General features: G+C 63.2%; 24 protein-coding genes and 1 pseudogene. 12 read left to right on the top strand and 13 right to left on the bottom strand.

Going from position 1 to position 19,072, the window contains the following annotated elements; translation table 11 throughout:
- Positions 1-92 precede the first annotated feature (92 nt).
- From LB556_RS11525 to LB556_RS11515, 3 genes and pseudogenes are all read left to right on the top strand, one after another.
- Entirely contained in the window at positions 93-287 is a 195-nt protein-coding gene (locus LB556_RS11525) for a DUF1192 domain-containing protein (RefSeq protein ID WP_224567051.1), read from the top strand.
- A 73-nt stretch (positions 288-360) separates the two neighbouring features.
- Positions 361-1,620, top strand: a pseudogene (locus LB556_RS11520) (MFS transporter); the annotation flags it as partial.
- Positions 1,621-1,651: 31 nt separating this feature from the next.
- The gene (locus LB556_RS11515; RefSeq protein ID WP_224567049.1) at positions 1,652-1,915 is read left to right on the top strand and encodes an ArsR/SmtB family transcription factor; all 264 of its coding nucleotides are present in this window, start codon (positions 1,652-1,654) and stop codon (positions 1,913-1,915) included.
- Between the two features lie 31 nt (positions 1,916-1,946).
- Here the strand turns inward: LB556_RS11515 and LB556_RS11510 are convergent, their stop codons facing one another.
- The 5 genes from LB556_RS11510 to LB556_RS11490 all read right to left on the bottom strand — a co-directional run bounded on the left by LB556_RS11510 (position 1,947) and on the right by LB556_RS11490 (position 4,781).
- Positions 1,947-2,411 (bottom strand): SRPBCC family protein, encoded by a 465-nt coding sequence (locus tag LB556_RS11510; protein WP_224567047.1) that lies wholly within the window; start codon positions 2,409-2,411, stop codon positions 1,947-1,949.
- 82 nt (positions 2,412-2,493) lie between these two features.
- Positions 2,494-2,856: a nuclear transport factor 2 family protein gene (locus tag LB556_RS11505; RefSeq protein WP_224567045.1), complete on the bottom strand. Its 363-nt coding sequence runs from the start codon at positions 2,854-2,856 to the stop codon at positions 2,494-2,496.
- Between the two features lie 13 nt (positions 2,857-2,869).
- Entirely contained in the window at positions 2,870-3,193 is a 324-nt protein-coding gene (locus tag LB556_RS11500) for an ArsR/SmtB family transcription factor (protein WP_224567043.1), read from the bottom strand.
- A gap of 5 nt (positions 3,194-3,198) precedes the next feature.
- Positions 3,199-3,855: a glutathione S-transferase family protein gene (locus tag LB556_RS11495; protein WP_224567041.1), complete on the bottom strand. Its 657-nt coding sequence runs from the start codon at positions 3,853-3,855 to the stop codon at positions 3,199-3,201.
- A 68-nt stretch (positions 3,856-3,923) separates the two neighbouring features.
- Complete coding sequence (locus tag LB556_RS11490) at positions 3,924-4,781, bottom strand: alpha/beta fold hydrolase (protein WP_224567039.1); 858 nt, start codon at positions 4,779-4,781, stop codon at positions 3,924-3,926.
- 92 nt (positions 4,782-4,873) lie between these two features.
- On the opposite strand from LB556_RS11490, the gene LB556_RS11485 reads away from it, so the two are divergent.
- From LB556_RS11485 to LB556_RS11475, 3 genes are all read left to right on the top strand, one after another.
- Positions 4,874-5,395, top strand: a complete 522-nt coding sequence (locus tag LB556_RS11485; protein WP_224567037.1) for a winged helix-turn-helix transcriptional regulator — start codon at positions 4,874-4,876, stop codon at positions 5,393-5,395.
- A 76-nt stretch (positions 5,396-5,471) separates the two neighbouring features.
- Positions 5,472-5,705 carry a hypothetical protein gene (locus tag LB556_RS11480; protein WP_135863133.1) on the top strand — a complete coding sequence of 78 codons (234 nt, stop codon included), beginning with the start codon at positions 5,472-5,474 and terminating at the stop codon, positions 5,703-5,705.
- Between the two features lie 166 nt (positions 5,706-5,871).
- On the top strand, positions 5,872-6,303 hold the full coding sequence (locus LB556_RS11475; RefSeq protein WP_224567035.1) for a GlcG/HbpS family heme-binding protein: 432 nt from the start codon (positions 5,872-5,874) through the stop codon (positions 6,301-6,303).
- Between the two features lie 154 nt (positions 6,304-6,457).
- Here LB556_RS11475 and LB556_RS11470 read toward each other — a convergent pair whose 3' ends face one another.
- The 3 genes from LB556_RS11470 to LB556_RS11460 form a co-directional block, all read right to left on the bottom strand.
- Complete coding sequence (locus LB556_RS11470; RefSeq protein WP_224567033.1) at positions 6,458-6,859, bottom strand: hypothetical protein; 402 nt, start codon at positions 6,857-6,859, stop codon at positions 6,458-6,460.
- 245 nt (positions 6,860-7,104) lie between these two features.
- Positions 7,105-7,287: a 50S ribosomal protein L32 gene (gene rpmF / locus LB556_RS11465; protein WP_008834724.1), complete on the bottom strand. Its 183-nt coding sequence runs from the start codon at positions 7,285-7,287 to the stop codon at positions 7,105-7,107.
- Between the two features lie 279 nt (positions 7,288-7,566).
- Entirely contained in the window at positions 7,567-8,328 is a 762-nt protein-coding gene (locus LB556_RS11460; RefSeq protein WP_224567031.1) for a biosynthetic peptidoglycan transglycosylase, read from the bottom strand.
- Between the two features lie 221 nt (positions 8,329-8,549).
- Here LB556_RS11460 and LB556_RS11455 point away from each other — a divergent pair, with 221 nt between their 5' ends.
- Positions 8,550-9,467 carry a polyprenyl synthetase family protein gene (locus LB556_RS11455; RefSeq protein WP_224567029.1) on the top strand — a complete coding sequence of 306 codons (918 nt, stop codon included), beginning with the start codon at positions 8,550-8,552 and terminating at the stop codon, positions 9,465-9,467.
- Between the two features lie 112 nt (positions 9,468-9,579).
- Positions 9,580-11,919: a response regulator gene (locus LB556_RS11450; protein WP_224567027.1), complete on the top strand. Its 2,340-nt coding sequence runs from the start codon at positions 9,580-9,582 to the stop codon at positions 11,917-11,919.
- A gap of 12 nt (positions 11,920-11,931) precedes the next feature.
- On the opposite strand, the gene LB556_RS11445 is transcribed toward LB556_RS11450, so the two are convergent.
- The 4 genes from LB556_RS11445 to LB556_RS11430 form a co-directional block, all read right to left on the bottom strand.
- Positions 11,932-12,684, bottom strand: coding sequence for a Stf0 family sulfotransferase (locus tag LB556_RS11445; RefSeq protein WP_224567025.1), 753 nt, complete (start codon positions 12,682-12,684; stop codon positions 11,932-11,934).
- A gap of 15 nt (positions 12,685-12,699) precedes the next feature.
- On the bottom strand, positions 12,700-13,554 hold the full coding sequence (locus LB556_RS11440) for a lytic transglycosylase domain-containing protein (protein ID WP_224567023.1): 855 nt from the start codon (positions 13,552-13,554) through the stop codon (positions 12,700-12,702).
- 4 nt (positions 13,555-13,558) lie between these two features.
- Positions 13,559-14,812: a flavodoxin-dependent (E)-4-hydroxy-3-methylbut-2-enyl-diphosphate synthase gene (gene ispG, locus LB556_RS11435; RefSeq protein ID WP_224567510.1), complete on the bottom strand. Its 1,254-nt coding sequence runs from the start codon at positions 14,810-14,812 to the stop codon at positions 13,559-13,561.
- Between the two features lie 319 nt (positions 14,813-15,131).
- Positions 15,132-15,311 (bottom strand): YdcH family protein, encoded by a 180-nt coding sequence (locus LB556_RS11430; RefSeq protein ID WP_127278461.1) that lies wholly within the window; start codon positions 15,309-15,311, stop codon positions 15,132-15,134.
- Positions 15,312-15,548: 237 nt separating this feature from the next.
- Between LB556_RS11430 and LB556_RS11425 the strand changes: the two genes are divergently transcribed.
- Positions 15,549-15,752: a YdcH family protein gene (locus LB556_RS11425; protein WP_224567022.1), complete on the top strand. Its 204-nt coding sequence runs from the start codon at positions 15,549-15,551 to the stop codon at positions 15,750-15,752.
- A gap of 36 nt (positions 15,753-15,788) precedes the next feature.
- On the opposite strand, the gene LB556_RS11420 is transcribed toward LB556_RS11425, so the two are convergent.
- Entirely contained in the window at positions 15,789-16,577 is a 789-nt protein-coding gene (locus tag LB556_RS11420) for an IclR family transcriptional regulator (protein WP_224567020.1), read from the bottom strand.
- A 169-nt stretch (positions 16,578-16,746) separates the two neighbouring features.
- Here LB556_RS11420 and LB556_RS11415 point away from each other — a divergent pair, with 169 nt between their 5' ends.
- The 3 genes from LB556_RS11415 to LB556_RS11405 all read left to right on the top strand — a co-directional run bounded on the left by LB556_RS11415 (position 16,747) and on the right by LB556_RS11405 (position 19,070).
- On the top strand, positions 16,747-17,577 hold the full coding sequence (locus LB556_RS11415) for a transporter substrate-binding domain-containing protein (RefSeq protein ID WP_224567509.1): 831 nt from the start codon (positions 16,747-16,749) through the stop codon (positions 17,575-17,577).
- A gap of 175 nt (positions 17,578-17,752) precedes the next feature.
- Positions 17,753-18,418 (top strand): amino acid ABC transporter permease, encoded by a 666-nt coding sequence (locus LB556_RS11410; RefSeq protein WP_224567018.1) that lies wholly within the window; start codon positions 17,753-17,755, stop codon positions 18,416-18,418.
- Between the two features lies 1 nt (position 18,419).
- Positions 18,420-19,070 carry an amino acid ABC transporter permease gene (locus tag LB556_RS11405; RefSeq protein ID WP_224567017.1) on the top strand — a complete coding sequence of 217 codons (651 nt, stop codon included), beginning with the start codon at positions 18,420-18,422 and terminating at the stop codon, positions 19,068-19,070.
- Positions 19,071-19,072 lie beyond the last annotated feature (2 nt).

The raw sequence follows: 19,072 nt of genomic DNA, 5'->3' as shown, positions 1-19,072 counted from the left end.
TATCGGCTGTTTGCATCGATGCCCCTGCCCTATGTATGCTGATTGCCAAATCAGGCAAATGGCCAATCTGGTCTGGCGGAGGAGGAGCGGCAATGGCGATCTTCGACGACGAACCCAAGAAGAAGGCGCGCCCGCACGAGATCGGGCAAGACCTGTCGCTGCTTTCCGTCGGAGATCTGTCCGAGCGCATTGGCATCCTGCGCGACGAGATCATCCGGCTGGAGGCCGAACTCAAGACCAAGGACAACACCAAGTCGGCTGCCGAGGCGCTGTTCCGCCGCGGATAATTCGCCGGGCGACCGTCCGCCGCCGAAAAGCCCGAATGCGACTGTCTTCAAACCTGCGTCCCTTCCAGTCCAGCCGGATCAAAAAATGCTCGCAGCCTACCGACCGATCCTTTCCCTGCTTCGCGGCACCGCCTTCCTCCTGGCGGCATCGGGACTGCACGGGCTGCTGTTGCCCTTGCGCGGTCAGGTGGAAGGGTTCTCGACCGCCTCGCTCGGCCTGATGGGCACGGCGTGGGCGGGCGGCTTCGTCACGGGCTGCTTCTTTGCGCCACGCATCGTGCGCCGCGCCGGGCATGTGCGCGCCTTCGGCGCCTTTGCCGCGTCCGGCGCCATCGTGGCGCTGCTGACGGGTCTGGTCATCGACGAATATGTCTGGATCCTGCTGCGCGCCTTCACCGGTTTCACTATGGCCGGCGCCTTCATGGTCATCGAGAGCTGGCTGAACGAGAAGGCCACCAATGAGAACCGTGGCACTGTCTTCGGCCTCTATATGATGGTCACCTATGCCTCGATCATGGGAGGACAGATGATCGTCGCCGGCGGCGATGTGAAATCCGCCTCGCTGTTCATGATCACCGGCATCCTGTTCTGCCTGTCGCTGATCCCAACCGCGGTTTCGACGGCCTCGCATCCGAAGCCGCTTCAGGACGTCAAGCTCGATGTCAAGGGGCTGTACGCCAACTCGCCGGTGTCGGCGATCGCCTGCCTCTTGATCGGCATCGCCAACGGCGCCTGGGGTACGCTTGGCGCGGTCTACGGTGCCCGCATCGGCATCTCCACGGCTGAGATCGCCTTGATGATGAGCCTTGTCGTGGTCGCCGGCGCCGCCATGCAGCTTCCGGCCGGGCGCCTCTCCGACAAGACCGACCGCCGCTTCGTGCTCGCCGGTGCCGCCTTCGGCGCGGCACTGTTTGCGCTTCTCATCTTCCTGTTCGAGCCGCGCTCCGCGGTCTTCGTCCTCGTCTTCACCGCCGCCTACGGCGCTTTCGCCTATACGCTCTATTCGATCGCCGTGGCGCATGCCAACGACCACGCGCGTTCCGAGGATTTCGTCAAGGTCTCGGGCGGGCTGCTGCTGCTTTACGGCTTCGGCACTATGATCGGGCCGTTGCTGGCCGCCGCCCTGATGGGCTGGATGCGCCCGGAGGGCCTGTTCCTCGCGACCGCCTTCGCGCATCTGTCCCTGGCTGGCTACACGCTGCTGCGCATCAGCCGCCGCGCTCCCGTGCCGATCGAGGATCGCGACGCCTTCAAGACGCAGCCGGCCGACCGTTCGGTGACCCCTGAAGCATTGCGGCTCGATCCGAGAAGAAAAGCAGAAGCAAACAGTTGAGATTTGAAAAACTTTGCCTCACAAATGAAATATGATGTTTTCCGACGCCTTCATGGCGATCGCCGACCCCAATCGGCGCCATCTTCTGGAAGAACTTCGACGCGGTCCGAAGACCGTCAACGAATTGGCGGCCGGGCTGCCAGTCTCCCGTCCGGCCGTGTCGCAGCATCTGAAAGTCTTGCTCGACGCCGGTCTGGTCAACGCCAAGGCTGAAGGCACGCGGCGTGTCTATAGGGTGAGCAATTCCGGCTTCCTGAAACTCAACATCTGGCTCGATCAATTCTGGGAAGCTTGACCATTCCTCCCCGCGACAGCCGACCTGCCGGTCAGGACTGCGAATTCACGAAGGCGCCGAGCGCGTCGAGCAGTTCGCCCGTTCCGTGCTCGCGCGTGGCTGAGGTGTCGTGGCCGTCGAGGAAGGCGCCCTGCTCTGTCATCACCAGCCGCGTGCCGCCGCCTTCCGCCATAAATTCGATTGTCGCCAGCGACACCGAGACGCGCGTTTCGCCGAACAGCAGCTCATAGCTGTAGACGATGCGCTGGTCCGGCACGATGTCTTGATAGACCGCGTTGAAGAAATGCATTTGCCCATCGCTCGGGCAGCCGGCATTGACCTCCCTGCCGCCGACGCGGAAGTCCATTTCATGCCGGCTGGGCGTCGGGTCATGGGGATCGACGAACCATCGCCGCTTGGAATCCGGGTTGCTGAACGCGGCGAAGACTTTCGCCGGAGCCACCGGATAGGTCCTCTCGACGACAAAGGTGGAATGGACAACGGATCGTTCGGTCATGAAACCTTCCTCGGTGGATTGAATTACCCGGAGCGTGACCCCGAAACTGTAGGCCGGTCTTCGGGATCATGCGTGAATCCGGCTATTGCTGGGGGATGAAGACGCCGTCCTTCCAGGCGGCGCCGAAATAGACCTCGACACTGTGTAGCTGGTCGCCCAGGAAGCGGTGGAGTTCGGTGTTGCGGAAGCTTTTGCCGTCCGATGTCTCGCCACGGTAGAGGACGAAGACCGCGTCGCCGTCCTCGCAGACCCGCTCGACCGTGATTGAACGAAACAGCTTGCCGTTCGGCCAGCAGCGCACGAAGTAGGCGGCGCGGCCTATGGCGTCGTCATAGGGGCTGGTGAAGGTGAAATCGTTGGCCAGCGCGGCTTCCATCACGGCGCGGTCACCGGCCTGAAAGGCGGCGAAATAGCCGCGCACCAACTCGGATTTGGACTTTGACATGGAAGCTTCCTCTCTAGCCCTCGGCCAGGAAATCGCCGAGCCGATCCAGCCGGCGCTCCCACGAGAGACGCCGCTCGTTGATCCAGTGCTCGGCCGCTCGCAGCGCCTTCGGCTCGATCTGGCAGGTGCGCACCCGTCCGACCTTCCGCGTGCGCACCAGGCCGCTCGCCTCCAGTAGGTTGAGGTGCTGGACGACGGCCGACAGCGACATCGCCAGCGGCTCGGCCAACTGGCTGACCGATGCAGGGCCACGCGACAGCCGGTCGACCATCTGCCGCCGCGCCGGATCGGCGAGCGCCTGGAACATCAGGTCGAGCTGGGCGGGATCGTGCAGCATCGCGGTCAGCCGTTGTTGTAGGGAAAGAGCTTGAAGTAGGGCTGCGCCTCCTCGATGACGCGGGCAAAGGCGGAACGCTGCAGCAGGCGGTCGTGATAGCGCTTCACGACCGGATATTTTTCGCCGAAAGGCTCGACCTTGTTGGCGTAGAAGAGTGCGGGGGACGCCGCGCAATCGGCCAGGGTGAAGGCATCGCCGACAGCCCATTGTCTCGACTGCATCTCCTGTTCGATGATGGCGTAGGAATTGCGCAACTGAGCCCGCGCCTGCTCGACACCGAACGGGTCGGTCTTGTCCTGCGGCCGCAACCTGTCGCCGACGATCTTCTGCATCGGCTCCTGGACGTAGAAATCGTAGAAGCGGTCGGCCTGGCGGACCGCCAGCGCCAGATCGATGTCGGCCGGCACGAGGTCGACCGGTCCTGGATAGTGTGCCGCCACGTATTCCACGACTATGGTCGATTCCAGCACCGTGCGCTCGCGCGCTTCGTCGCGCAGCGCCGGCATCTTGCCGGTCGGCGAAATCTCCAGGAAGGCCGCGCGCGATTGCTCGTCGCCGAGATCGACGATGACAGGCGCGAAAGGCGTGGCGTTCTCGTAGAGCGCGATCAGCGGCTTCCAGCAGAAGGAGGCCAGCGGGTGGAAATGCAGGGTCAGGGACATTCTTGGGCTCGTCTGTTTTTGTGCCAACACTGAAGCGTTTACTTAACTATTTCGGCAAGCCTCGCTCGTCAAGCCTCACAAGCGAAGTCTCGGTTGGATCGGACGTGCGCGACGATGGCGGCTTCCAGATCAGGCCAGTCGTCCGGATGCAGTTCGTGACCGCCGCCTTCGACACGAAGAAGCTTCGCGCCGGCAATAGCTTGGGCCAGGGCCTCGCCATGCTCGACCGGAAAGATCGGGTCCGACGTGCCGTGGATGACCAGCAACGGCGCTTTCATCTCGTGCAGGCGACCCGTCCACTGGTCGGTGCCCCCGAGCATGAAATGATTGGTGGCGCTCAGGAAGCCGTTGGACCTGGTATAATCCCGTTCGATGAACGCTCTCATCTTGGCCTCGTCGAACGAATGGGCTGTGCTGGCGATCGCCCGCGCATCCCCGACCATGAAGTCGATGACCTGACGGCGGTCCCCCCAGTCGACCTTGGCCCCGTCTGCCGAATGCTCCAGATAGGCGTCGGTTGTCCGCGGCAGATGCGAAGTGTCGATCCCCACCGGCGAACTGCTGATCACGGTCAGCGAAGCGACGCGTAAGGGATGCCTGAGCGCGACGAGCTGCGCGATCATGCCGCCCATCGACATGCCCGCGACATGCGCCTTGCCGATGCCGTGGCTGTCGAGAACGGCAATCGCGTCGTCGGCCATGTCGTCGAAAGTGTAGGGCGGCTGTCCCACCGGATATTTGGTCGACCGGCCGGTGTCGCGATTGTCGTATCGGATCACGTAGAGGCCGGCATCCGCCAGGTTCCGGCAAAACGCCTCCGGCCACCACAGCATCGAGGCCATCGCGCCCATGATCAGGAGCAGCGCGGGATTCGCCGGATCGCCCAGGGTTTCAGATACGATGTCGGGACTGTCTCTGGTGGTCATTTCATGGCTCCCGTTTCTGATTGCATTTCGCAATCGGTTGCACGATAGTAAAACCGATACGATAATGCAACTGGTTTTGTGGAGAGATGCGAATGCCCCTCGATCGCCGGTCCGGCTGCCCGATCAACCTCTCGCTCGAGGTGTTCGGCGACCGCTGGAGTCTGATCATCCTGCGCGACATGATTTTCGGCGGCAGGCGCCATTTCCGCGAATTGCTCAATGGATCGATGGAAGGCATTGCCTCCAACATTCTCGCCGACCGGTTGAAGCGGCTGATGGAGCTTGGCATGCTGACCAAGGCGCACGACCCCAGTCACAAGCAGAAGGCGATCTACAGCCTGACCGAGATGGCCATCACGCTGGTTCCCATCCTGGCCCATCTCGGCGCCTGGGGCCGCATCTGGCTGCCGACGAGCGAGGAACTCTCGATCCGCGCGGAGCTCCTGGAAAAGGGCGGACCGCCACTGTGGGAGAAATTCATGGCCGAGTTGCGCCATGAGCACCTCGGTACACCCCTCGATGAAACGTGCGGCCCTTCTGTTCGCGCGACGCTGCGGGCCGCCTATGAAGCGGTGGTTGCCGAAAAGGCCGCTTACGTCAGCCCCGCCGCCTGACCAACTATTTTCCCCGTTGAAAGGCCGGCTCTGCTACAAGAGACGGAAATCACACGTGACGGGATTGGATAGACTCTTGGTTGAGAACTCTAGGGACACTGCCCGCGCGCGTGCCGATCTGCGCTTCAAGAAGCAGGAAGAGGCGGCGACAGTCCGTCAGAAGGCCATGGCCGAGTACGTCGCCGAGAGCGACGCGCGCAAGGCCAAGACCGACAAGCTGCGGGCGCTGCGGCTCGCCAAGGAAGCCGAAGATCTGGCCAACACGCCTGCCGCACCCGCCAAGAAGCCGGCCCGCGCCAAGAAGAAGTAACGCCCCCGGCCTGTCCGCCAATTCCTCACTCTGAATCGAGAAGTCGTGGCACCAGCGGATAGGCGCGCCTTCATCCCGCTCCTTCACGGGAAGCACTTTCATGCGAAACCGGGATTGCCTCGTCCGGCTGGCCGCCGATGATTGAGCTGTTCAACAGGAGATTGCCATGACCGCGCTGTCGCTCGAAAAAGCCGTCGAGATCATCAATGCCGCCTTCGCCAGGGGCGCCGATCTCAAGCTCAAGCCCCTCGGCGTCTCTGTGCTCGACGCCGGCGGGCACCTTGTCGCCTTCCAACGCCAGGACGGCGCTTCGTTCCTGCGCCCGCAAATGTCGGCCGGCAAGGCCTACGGCGCGCTGGCCATCGGCATGGGCTCGCGCAAGGTCGAGGCCTTCGCCAAGGAGCGTCCGCATCTGGTTGCCGGGATTTCCGACGTGTCGGGGGGACGCGTGCTGCCGGTCGTCGGCGGCGTGCTGATCCGGGACACGGACGGCACTGTTGTCGGTGCCGTCGGCATTTCCGGCGACACGTCGGACAATGACGAGGCAGCCGCCATCGCCGGCATCGAGGCCGCCGGCTTCACCGCCGATCCGGGCTGAGGCTTCGGTCTAGGATGTGTTGAGATTCGGGTCAGGCCGAGCCGAGAATGGTGGGCTCCGAGAACCGGAGCGGAGCGTACGTTTGGGTACGTGAGCACCGGAAGCGCAGGAGACCGCCGTTCGCAGGCCGGCATCACCTGAATATCAACGCATCCTAATTGAAATTGATGTCGCGGCTGGCCGACCGCATCGACACGGCGAACCCGGCCAGCACGTCGAACAGCGCAATGATCATCAACGTGAAGAAGATGGAGTGCGCCGCACCCTTGACCAGCAGGAATTCGACCAGGAAAGCGACGAAGACGAGCGTCGACAGAAGATGGTCCATGATCGAAGCCGTGGTCGTACGCGCCGACTTCACCATTTCGAGGAACAGGAAGATCAGCCCGATCAGCACCATCAGGTCGCCGAGCGTCATCGAGAACACCCCGCCCGACATCATCCTGAACGAGAACACCTCGCTCGCCCATGGATCGTCGCCGCCGCCGAATATTCCGAGCAGGCCGAGATTGTAGAGCACGAAAGGCACGATCAAAAGCGGGACGGCACCGAACATCTGGCGTCTCCATGTGGGGGCACCTTCTGTAGAAGGCTCCGCAGGCGCGACGTCAAGATTTTTCGTGCGCGGCCGCAAACACGGTCGAAGACCGGATGCAACAACCATGTCAGCCGGTTGCCCGGCCGTGGAAAACGAGAGACAGAAGCTTAGCGCTTGAAATAGCCGGCACGCACGGCGTCACCAAACGCAAAAAGACCGGCCAGAGGCCGGTCTTTTGCAACTCAAAGCCTTGGAAGCTGGGCTCAGCTTTCCTTGGGCGTCAGCACCTGGCGACCGCGATACATGCCGGTCTTCAGGTCGATGTGGTGCGGGCGGCGCATTTCGCCGGAATTCTTGTCCTCGACATAGGTCGGGGCCTTGAGGGCGTCGGCCGAGCGGCGCATGCCGCGCTTGGACGGAGAGGTTTTGCGTTTCGGAACGGCCATGGATATGCTCCACTACATGGTCAAAAGCCCCGCCCGCCCTCGTGAAAGGGCCATGTCGGGGCCTAAATCTGAGAAAGTCGGGTGCCTATACACGCCTGACGCCGCTTTGGCCAGCACTGCCGTGATTTTTTTTCAGCGGCCATGCCGGACTGCGTTGAGGTTCAGGTCAGGCCGAGCCGGAAATGGTGGATGCCGAGAACCCGAGCGGAACGTCCGTGACCACCGGAGGCGGGGATATCCGCCGTTTGCAGGGCGGCATCGCCTGAACATCGACACACTCTATTCGAGGCAGCCGACATAGGCCCCTGAGCGGCCGGCGCGCCGCTCGATCAGATTGGCGAGCCGTCTGAGGCCAGGGCCGGGTTTTGCCGGATTGCGGGCGATCGGATTGGGCAGGGTGACAGCGAGAAGGGCCGCCTGCCGGCGCGACAACTGCTTTGCCGAAATGCCGAAATGGTGCTGCGCCGCCGCCTCGATGCCGTAGATGCCCGGGCCCCATTCGGCGATGTTGAGATAGATCTCCATGATGCGCCGTTTCGACATCACCGCGTCGAAATAGACGGCCAGCGGCAGTTCGACGACCTTGCGCACCGAGGCCAGCGGCCGCGACCAGAGGAAGAGGTTCTTCACCGTCTGCATGGTGATGGTCGAGGCGCCGCGCGTCGCCTCGCCGGCCAGCGCGTCGTCGACGACGCCCCTGAGTTCGCCGAGGTCGACGCCGCGGTGGAAGCAGAACTGCCCGTCCTCCGACATGATCACCGAATGCGCGAGCACGGGCGCCACGTCATCGATGGAAACCCAGCGCCGGTCGTAGCCGGAGAAGGTCGCCAGATCCTTCAGCATCAACGTCGACACCGGATGCACGAAGGAGGGCAGATAGAGAAAGGTCAGCACCACCGGGACAAGCGCCAGCACGGCGGCCACGACGATGCCACGCCGGACCCAGCGCCTGAGACCGCGGCGGTTCACGCCGCGCGATCTCGTCGCCATGTCCAGCTTTTCGGTCTCATGATCGACGATCGGTTCCGCCAAGCCGCCCAACCCGTGCCACGGAGCGCGTTTCGAAACTCGTTCCAGCGAGCCAAATGATGGTGTTTTCGGGAACCGGAGCGGAACGCACATCAAGTACGTGAGCACCGGAACCCCGGAAAACGCCTTCAGATGACCGCAGGAGGTGAGTTTCCAAACGGGCTCTTTCCGCTCCGGCATAATGGCGCTTGCCTTCTTGCGCAACGTCTGAGTGTCCGCTACCGGTCCCGGCCATGACGAATGACGACGAAATGGCGTTCGAAATGGCGCTCATCAGACGCGCGGCCGCCGTCGAGGTGATGCTGCGCCGGTTGCTCGACGACCGCCCGCTTTCGGGCGAGATCGCGCGGCCCGATCGCCTGATGGCGGCGATGCGCCATGGTGTGCTGAATGGCGGCAAGCGCCTGCGCCCCTTCCTGGTGATGGAAAGTGCGGCGCTGTTTTCGGCCGACGGCGAGGCGGCGCTGCGCGTCGCGGCGGCGCTCGAATGCGTGCATTGCTATTCGCTCATCCACGACGACCTGCCGGCGATGGACGACGATGATCTGCGCCGCGGCCAGCCGACCGTGCACAAGGCCTTCGACGAGGCCACCGCCATCCTGGCCGGCGACGCACTGCTGACCCTTTCTTTCGATATTCTCGCCGGCGAAGCGACCGCGCTGCCGGCGGAGCGCCGGGCCGCATTGGTGCTGGCGCTTGCCCGCGCCGCCGGGGCCGGTGGCATGGTCGGCGGTCAGAAGCTCGATCTCGAAGCCGAGCAGGCGCGACCGGACGAGGCCGGCATCATCCGGCTGCAGGCCATGAAGACCGGCGCGCTGATCCGCTTCGCCTGCGAGGCGGGTGCAATCCTGGCTGGCGCGCAATCGGATGACCGCGAAAGGCTGGCCGAGTTCGGCTCAGCGATCGGCCTTGCCTTCCAGCTTGCCGACGACCTGCTCGACCTGACCGCCAACGCCAGCCAGATGGGCAAGGCGACCGGCAAGGATGCCGCCGCCGGCAAGGGCACGCTGGTGGCGCTGCATGGCGCGAACTGGGCGCGCAAGCAGCTCGACGGTCTCGTCGGCCAGGCGCACACGCTGCTGGAACCCTATGGCGAGAAGGCGGCCCTGCTGAAGGCCGCCGCGACCTTCGTGGCGACCCGTAAAAGCTGACGGCGGGCGATACAGGGTTGCTCGGTGCATCTGTGGTCGTGCCAACGAAATGTTAATGTAAATGAAGCGTAATCCCGACCGTTAAAATACTGCGTATGTGTTGGGGTTGCGCATGCCGGAATATTCTTCCTTCATTCGGTCCGTCCGGATACGTTATCTCTCAGGATTGCTGGTTTTCGCGCTGGCTTCAGCCGCCGTCATGGTTGCGCTCAATCGTGTCAATTCCTTTCGCCATGAGATCGACGCGCTGGGCAGCAACCTCGTCGTTTTCACCCGCGACCTGCGCAACGCCACCAGCTTCGCCGAGACAACCAGTTCCGCCTGGCGGATCGAGACGCGCGGTGCGCTGACGGCTTCGGCGCGCGGCCATTCCGAGCGTCTGACCGGCGAGATCGAGACACTGACCGCCCAACTCGCCGCGATACATGACCGCCTGTCCGCCAACACCATCGACGAACTCGCTGCCGCTTCCGTCAATGGCGACTTGTTCTGGTCGCCGCGTGACATGGTTCGCAACCTCAATCTGATGTCGGTGGCACAGAAGACCGATGAATGGAGCCCTCGCGAAATCCGCAACCAGAACGACCTGTTCGTCCAGCCCATGCTGGTGCGTGTCCGCACCGCCATGGACAATGAACGCCAGCTGGCGGACGCCTCCAGCGACCGGCTGCTATTGTGGGCGAGCGGCCTGTTGTTTGCCGTCCTGGCCATCGTCGCCTTCTGGATATTCCGGCCGATGGAACTGGCGATCCGTCGCGCCTTTGCCCAGTCGGCCGAATCCTTGTTCAAGGCCGAGGCCGCCGACCGTGCCAAGTCGGAATTCCTGGCCAATATGAGCCACGAGATTCGCACGCCGATGAACGGCGTGCTCGGCATGGCCGAATTGCTGGCCAAGACCGAGCTGAACCCACGCCAGAAGACCTTCACCGACGTCATCGTCAAATCGGGCAACGCGCTGCTCACCATCATCAACGACATCCTCGACTTCTCGAAGATCAATGCCGGGCAGCTGACGCTCGACCCTGCCCCTTTCCGCCTCTCGGAAGCGGTGGAGGATGTGGCGACGCTCGTCTCGGCGCGCGTCGCCGAGAAGAACCTGGAGCTCATCGTGCGTGTCGACCCCAGGCTGCCGGCCTATGTCGTCGGCGATGCCGGCCGCTTCCGGCAGATCGTCACCAACCTGGTCGGCAACGCTGTGAAATTCACCGAGAAGGGCCATGTGCTGATCGATGTCGGCGGCGAAACCGTCAACGACGTCGTCCAGCTCAAGCTGCGCGTCGAGGACACCGGCATCGGCATCCCGGCCGAGAAATTGCAGAACGTGTTCGAGAAATTCGCCCAGGTCGATGGCTCGTCGACCCGTCGCCACGAAGGCACCGGCCTTGGGCTCGCCATCGCCGCTCGTCTCGTCGACCTGATGGCCGGCAAGATCGGCGTCGAGAGCGAGATCGGCCGCGGTTCCGTCTTCTGGTTCGCCGTGCCGCTGCCCGTGCACCGCGCCGAGGCGCGAGACGCGATCGTGCCGGTGGATGTCACCGGCGCGCGCGTGCTCGTCATCGACGACAATCCGATCAACCGAGAGATCCTGCTCGAGCAGCTCAGAAGCTGGAGCTTCGACTGCGCCGCCGCCGAAAGCGGTGCGATGGGCCTTGCCTTCCTCGATCGCGCTTGCCAACTCGGCGCCAGCGTCGACTGCATCATCCTCGACTATCAGATGCCTGGCATGAACGGCGCCGATGTTGCCCGCGCAATCGCCGCCGACAGCCGGCTGTCCGCCATCCCAGTCGTGATCCTGACCTCCGTCGACCAGGTCGATTTCGGCAAGATGATCATCGACTTCGGCATATCGGCGCATCTGACCAAGCCGGCGCGGTCGGCGGTCCTGCTCGGCACGGTCATCTCGGTCATCCAGAAGGCGCGCTCGCAGGTCGGCAAGGCGCGGTTCATTCGTGAGCCGGTCCCGTCGTCGCCCCAGCCAACGGCAGCCGCCTTCGCCGTTATCCGCGGCCCGGCGCTGCCGGTCGCCGCCGCGCCGGAATCGGCCGCTGCGGCGAACAGCCCGATCGACATCCTCATCGCCGAGGACAATGACGTGAACCAGATGGTATTCGGCCAGATCCTCAATGGGCTCGGCCTGAGCTACCGCATCGCCGGCAATGGCCGCACCGCGGTCGAGATGTACCGGTCGCTGCATCCGAGGCTGGTCCTGATGGACGTCTCGATGCCGGAAATGAACGGCTATGAGGCGACACGCGCCATCCGGGCGATCGAGGCGTCGTCGGGCGACCACATCCCCATCATCGGCGTCACCGCGCACGCGCTGAAGGGCGATCGCGACAAATGCATCGCAGCCGGCATGGACGACTACCTGCCCAAGCCCGTTTCGCCCGATCGCCTCGGTGCCAAGATCGGCACCTGGCTCAGCGAGACGGTGGTGGCCAAGACGGCCTGACCCCATCTCGCCTCAGACGTCTGCGTCCTGATGAAAGCGGCGCATCCAGTGCAGGCTTGTCGCATCGGCGAGCTTGGCGACGCCGGGCTTGACATGCCCAGCATCCGGCGCACGGACGCTCAGCGCTTCGCAGATGCGCAGCAATTCCACGGCCGGCTCGGCGGCAAGGCGCTCATAGCCGATCCGCAATGGAACGATACCCTGTTGCGCGAACCAGATATTCCAGGCTCCATCATAGGCTTCCAGCTCCTCGAGCTCAGCCTTGATGCGCTCGAAATCATAGTGAGGTTCCTTGGCAGGCCCCACCCTTTCGATTTCGCTTCCGTCCGGGGCGATATGCCAAAGACCGGTTTGCTGTGCTTTGACCAGGGAGACAGCCTGCGCGAGCTTGTTTTCGCGCGACAGGTGTATGTAGAGGACACGGCCAAAAGCCTTCTCGAAACGGGCTTTGTCCGACGCAAGGCCGGGAAAAATCCGGTCGAGTATTGTCGAAAGCTCGTCCAGATTCTCCCGCATCAGGCGCATGCCGAAGATTTCAGTACCGCCCTTGCCGGCACCGATCGCGGCGTTGAGATAGGCAGATTCGAAGTCACGCTCACCCATAGTGCCGCGAGCGGGCAGTCGCCAGTCCTCGGCCCACTCCGACACATCCTGCCGCCGGTAGAACGAGTGGGGATCGCCGGTCGTTCCGGTGGCCGCCAGCAGCTTGCACAGCAGAGTGCTGCCGGTTCTGGGCGTGCCGCAGATGATGTATCCGTCGAACATGGAGCGGCCCCTCGGCTAGCGGTTGCGCACCACCACGCAGGCGCCGCCGACACTCTGCAGTTTCTGGCAGATGACATTGGCGGCGGCGCGGTCGTCGATCCCGATCCTGACGGCGTAGATGCCGCGCCGGCCGATCGGCGTGCGCACCCGGCTCACCACCGGATCATGCCCGGCAAGCAGGGCCGGAAATCGGCTCCGCACCCTGAGCCATTGGCCGATCGCGGCGCTGCGGCGGAAATTGCCGGCCACCTGGACGCCCCATGGCTTGATGTTGATCGAGGCCATCGCCACGGTCTTCGACATGATCACCGGCAGTTTGCGGCAGGCGACCGCGAAATCCAGCTTGGCATCGAGTGGCTCGACTTTTCCGGCATAGGCCCGGTCGGCGAACTTGTCGACCGGCTCGCCCATCACGTCGAAGACATAGCTTTCTGTCTCCATCGGCAGGAAGCCGCCGGCATTCAGCCAGCGCGACACCCGGTTCTCACCGGCATTGTAGGCGGCGGCCGCCAGGCCGAGATTGCCATAGCTGGTCCTCATTTCGGCGAGATATCTAGCCGACGCCGGGATCGCCTGGTTGATGTCGAAGGAATCGGCTAGCCCCCGCATCTTGGCGGTGCCGGGCATGAACTGGGCGATGCCTTCGGCGCCCATAGGGCTCACGGCATTGGGATCGAAACGGCTTTCCTTCCAGATGAGGCGAGCGAAGAAGTCCCTGGGCAGGCCGTTCTGGTCGGCATACGCCTGGATCAGGTCGCAGACCTTGTCGGTCAGCCGCTGCTTGGCCGATTGCGGCGGATCGGCCTGGGCAAGCGTCGACCAGGCCATGCCGCAGAGGAAAATCAGCGTCGCCCACGGGAAACGCCGCATCTGGCTACTCTGCCGCAGCCTTGCCGCCCTGACCGAACCTCTGTTCGATATAATCGGCGACCATTTTCTCGAAATCCGCCGCGATCGACGGCCCGCGCAGCGTCGCCGCCTTCTTGCCGTCGACGAAGACGGGCGCGGTCGGCGTCTCGCCGGTGCCCGGCAGCGAAATGCCGATATCGGCATGCTTGGATTCACCAGGGCCGTTGACGATGCAGCCCATCACCGCGACCTTGAGGTTCTCGACGCCGGGATATTTCTCGCGCCACACCGGCATGTTCTTGCGCAGGTCCGCCTGGATGTCCTGGGCCAGTTCCTGGAACACGGTGGAGGTGGTGCGGCCGCAGCCGGGGCAGGCCGCGACGATCGGCACGAACTGCCGGAAGCCCATGGTCTGCAGCAGTTCCTGCGACACCTGCACCTCGCGGGTGCGGTCGCCATTGGGCTCCGGCGTCAACGAGATGCGGATGGTGTCGCCGATGCCTTGCTGCAAAAGGATGCCCATGGCGGCGGAGGAAGCGACGATGCCTTTCGACCCCATGCCGGCCTCGGTGAGGCCGAGATGCAGCGCGTGGTTGGAACGGGTGGCAAGCTCGGTATAGACCGCGATCAGGTCCTGCACGCCGCTGACCTTGGCCGACAGGATGATCTTTTCGCGGGCAAGGCCGATCTCCTCCGCCATCTCGGCCGACAGGATCGCCGACTGCACGATCGCCTCGCGCGTCACCTCCTGCGCCGTCAGCGGGAAACCCTTGTCCTGGTTGTCGTCCATCAGCCGGGTCAGCAGTTCCTGGTCGAGCGATCCCCAGTTGACGCCGATGCGCACCGGCTTGTCGTGCTTTATCGCCATTTCGACAATCGCCCCGAACTGCCGGTCCTTCTTGTCCTTGAAGCCGACATTGCCGGGATTGATGCGGTACTTGGCCAGCGCCTCGGCGCAGGCCGGATGATCGGCCAGGAGCTTGTGGCCGATATAGTGAAAATCACCCACCAGCGGCACATTGATGCCGAGCCTTTGAAGCCGCTCGTGGATGCGCGGCACGGCGGCCGCACTCTCGTCGCGGTCGACGGTGATGCGTACGATCTCGGAGCCGGCACGGTGCAGCGCCGCGACCTGCGCGACCGTCTGGTCGACGTCGGCCGTGTCAGTGTTGGTCATCGACTGCACGACCACGGGCGCACCGCCGCCGACGAGCACGCCGCCGACATCGACGCCGACCGAGGTGCGGCGGGGGAAGGGAAAGGAGAAGTATCCGGTCATGCCGGCAGCCTTTTGTCTCAGAAGCGCCATGCATCCCCGTGGGCGCACAAAGCAGGCGCCGGGCCGATGCGCTGAAGTCCGGGCATGAGGTGGAGGAGCAAAGATGGCTTGTCAATGGCGACACGTCGCCACCGGCAGCAATTGATCCTCTCCCGGGGCCTAACGAGTGCGATCCGGCGACGGGCGTGGCAACCATGTCCGGGGGGGGGACATTAGCGACGGCTTATGGCGCAGCGCTGAAAATCAAGCCACCGCACCGGCGGCTCGGCGCCGCCGGCAAAGAAGTCCGCCAGGAGTGGGCGGCTATATCAGGTGAGCGTCAATGCGTGGTTGGTTGCGCCCTCAGTTTCTCAATCGCATCCTTGAGTGCCAGCTTGCGTCGCTTCAGATTCACGATTTCCAGGTCGTCCACCGACGGGTGGTTCATCGCGTCATCGATTTCACGTTCGATGTCGCCGTGTTTCCGCTGCAACTCATCAAGATGGGATGCAAGAGACATGATTGGTTCTCCCTTTCATGGTTTCCTCGATTGCAGCCGTCAAGCACGTCCACCGCAGGTCGCATCTGTGACGGCACAATGACAGTGTGTCATCTTCCGCCAACGATGTCGAATGCTGCGTGGTAGCATTCCACGACAATGTGAAATGTGATAAGGGCTGCGCGCTGGCGGCGTAAATGGCCGCCCCCGCCCAACCAGGCCCAGTTTTGGGCGCCGCAGACTTGCAGACGGTAGAGAATGTCCGATCAGGAACAGGCCGATACTCGCCTCGAATTTTCGCGGCTGAAACAGGAACACGCCGATTTCGATGCCGCGATCAACGCGATGATCGCCACGAACTGCGACCCGCTGCAGATCCAGCGCATGAAAAAGAAGAAGCTGGTTCTCAAGGACCGGCTGATGAAACTGGAAGACAAGATCATTCCAGACATCATCGCATGAGGCCTGGACGGCTCGCGCTCGGCGCCATTCCGTAGCCTATCCGCCGATCGAGAGCCCCGACGCACGGACGCGCAGCAGGCCGATGAGATCGGCGGTCCGCTTCTCCGACGTGTCGATGGGCACCACCAGGCACATCGTCGCCTCCACCTTGCCCGGCGCTGAAAAGACCGGTACGGCAAGGCATTTCGTATAGGCGTCGACCAGGCCCGAGGTGACGCAGTAGCCGGTCGTTCCTGCCTTTGCGATGTCGGCGATGAAATCGTCGAGCCGCAGCTTGCGGCCGTCGGGCAGCACAAGGTCGTCGTCCGACACCATGGCTTCGATCGCGGCTCTATCCAGTCCCGCAAGCAGCAGCCTTCCCGAGGCGGTCCAGGGCAGCGGTATCTGCAGGCCGGTGGCCGAACTGATGCGGAACGGCCTGGAGCCGGGGCTGGAATGAACGATCGTATAGCGGCCGCTCTGCAGCATGCACAGTTCCGAGGTCTCGCCTGTCTCGCGCGACAGATGGTCGACCTCCTGGCGGCCACGCCGCAACAGATCGTTGCCGCGGACATAGTCCATTCCGTAGAGGTAGAGCTTCTTGCCGAAATAGACCCGGTTGCCGTCGCCGGCCATTTCCAGCAGGCCGGCATCGACCAGCAACCGCACCAGCGTGTAGGTGGTCGAGCGTGGCGCATTGACCCCCTTGGCAAGATCGCCAATGCCCGTCGCCCGCTGAGTCGCGTGAAGAAACTCCAGTATCTCCAGGACGCGGTTGAGGCCTTTCTCGCGGGAGGCCGTCATCTTCTCGCCCGCCGAAACCGCTGGGGCATTGCCATCTTGCATTGTCGATTCCTGGTGCTAGTATCTGTCTTGTACAGGATACATGTGTCTTTTGTAAGGGACAATCTTGATAATCACTGTCGCGTGTATGGCCTGTGCAAAGGGGAACACAACACGAAAGGAGGTCGCCGTGAACGACACATCCGGAAGACGTGATTTTCTGAAATTGGGAATGGCGGGACTTGCGACGGCCGGCGTGCTGGCAACCGTCGACGCCCAGAGGGCGGCAGCGCAAGCCGCATCCGACAGCTTGCTGCGCACAGTGCTCGACCGCGGCAAGCTGATCGTCGGAACTGGTAGCACCAACGCGCCCTGGCATTTCGAAAACGATGCGGGCGAACTGGTCGGCATGGACATCACGATGGGACGCATTCTGGCCAAGGGCCTTTTCGACGACCCGACCAAGGTCGAATTTGTCATGCAGGACCCGGCGCAGCGCATTCCCAACGTCACCACCAACAAGGTCGACATCACCATCCAGTTCATGACGATGACGGCGCAGCGCTCGCAACTGATCAACTTCTCCAGGCCCTACTATGTCGAAGGCGTTGCCTTGCTGACGCTGCCGACCGCCGAGAACAAGACCTTCGACAAGCTGCTGGCCGCCGGTTCGGCGACGCGCATCTCCATCCTGCAGAATGTCGATGCCGAAAGCTCCGTCCACTACGCTCTGCCGCAGGCCCAGGTGCTGCAGATCGACACCCAGGCCAACGTGCTGCAGGCGCTGGAATCGAAGCGGGCCGACGCCGCCGCGGTCGATCTGTCCACCGTGCGCTGGCTCGCCTCGCGGAATCCCGACAAATATTTCGATGCCGGCAAGAGCTGGTATTCGATGCTTTATGGCGCGGCACTTCGGCAAGGCGATCTCGACTGGCTGACCTTCGTCGACCAGACCTTCACCATCGCCATGTTCGGCCATGAATCAGCGCTCTACGACGCGGCCTTCAAGGACTATTTCGGCCAGGAACCGCCGGCCCGTCACCCCGGCTTCCCGGTCATCTGATCCCGGATTGCGGAAGGGCGGCATTGTTGCCCTTCCGCAATCGACTATAGCAATTCCAAGAAAAGTGCGTAGCGGTTTTCCGTCCGGAATTGCGTAAAAACAACGAGTTAGAGCGGTTCAACGATTCTAGCAAACACTGAACCGCTCTAGACGCCCTTCCCACCGAGGCGGACGCATGGGCTATGCCCTCAACTTCAATCTGATCTGGCGCCATTTCGACAAGCTCTGGGGCGGCCTGCTGCTCAGCCTCGAGCTTGCCGTGATCTCGATCGCCGTCGGCGTCGTCATCGGTTTGGTGCTCGCGGTCTGGTACGTCTCGGCCGGACGCGTGGTGCGGGCGGTAATCGCCGCCTATGTCGAATTCATCCGCAACGTGCCGCTGATCCTGCTGGTCTATCTCGTCTTCTACGGCCTTCCGACCGTGGTCGACCTGGCTTACAGCGCTCCAACCTCGTTCGTATTGACCCTGTCGGTCTATAGCGGCGCCTATCTGGTCGAGGTGTTTCGCTCCGGCCTGGATGCTGTCCCGCGCGGCCAGCTCGACGCCGGCAAGGCGATCGGCCTGACGCCCTGGCAAAGGCTGCTGCACGTGCGCCTGCCCGCCATGCTGCGCATCACGCTGCCGGCACTGTCCAACACCTTCATTTCGCTGTTCAAGGACACCTCGATCGCCTCGGTCATCTCGGTGCCCGAACTCACCTTCGGTGCCCAGTGGATCAACTTCAACACCTTCCGCATCGTCGAGGTCTACCTGGTCACCACCGCGATGTATCTGGTGACGGGTTACATCATGCTTTTCGGGCTGCGGCTCGTCGAGCGCCGCTTCAGGGCGGCGCGCTGACATGCTTGGGCAGATCATCTATGCCGTGCCTTTCCTTGCCCAAGGCTTCGCCGTGACCTTGTGGGTCTCGCTGCTGGTTGTGGTCCTGTCGCTCATCGCGGGCGTGCTGCTGGGTGTCGGCCTGGTCTATGGTCCCGCCCCGTTGCGGTGGGCGGTGCGGATCTTCTCGGACACCATTCGCGGCATTCCGATCCTGGTGCTGATGTTCTTCGTCTATTACGGCCTGCCTGCGATCGGGCTGCACCTGCCGTCGTTCTGGGCCGCGGTTTGCGCACTCACCTTGTTCAAGACGGCGCAAGTCATCGAGTATCTGAGGGGCGCGGTCGGCTCGATCCCGAAAGGACAGTCCGAAGCAGCGATGGCGATCGGCCTGACCTTCCGCCAGCGGCTCACCTACGTCATCTTTCCGCAGGCCTTCAGGCGCTTCCTGCCGCCCTGGATCAACGGCGTCACCGACGCCGTCAAGGGCAGCGCGCTGGTGTCGCTGCTCGGCATCACCGATTTGATGCAGGCCATCAATCAGGTCATCGGCCGCACCTATGAAGCGATGCCGCTCTATATACTGGGCGCGCTCATTTATTTCGCGGTCAACTACGCACTCTCGCTCGCCAGCCGGCGGCTCGAGCGGCGTTTCTCCTTCATCCGGGAATAGCA

This window comes from Mesorhizobium sp. ES1-4 (assembly GCF_020164745.1).
Classification (GTDB): domain Bacteria; phylum Pseudomonadota; class Alphaproteobacteria; order Rhizobiales; family Rhizobiaceae; genus Mesorhizobium.
The sequence above is the reverse complement of the archived record's forward strand: the minus strand, read 5'-3'. Positions and strand labels throughout refer to the sequence as shown.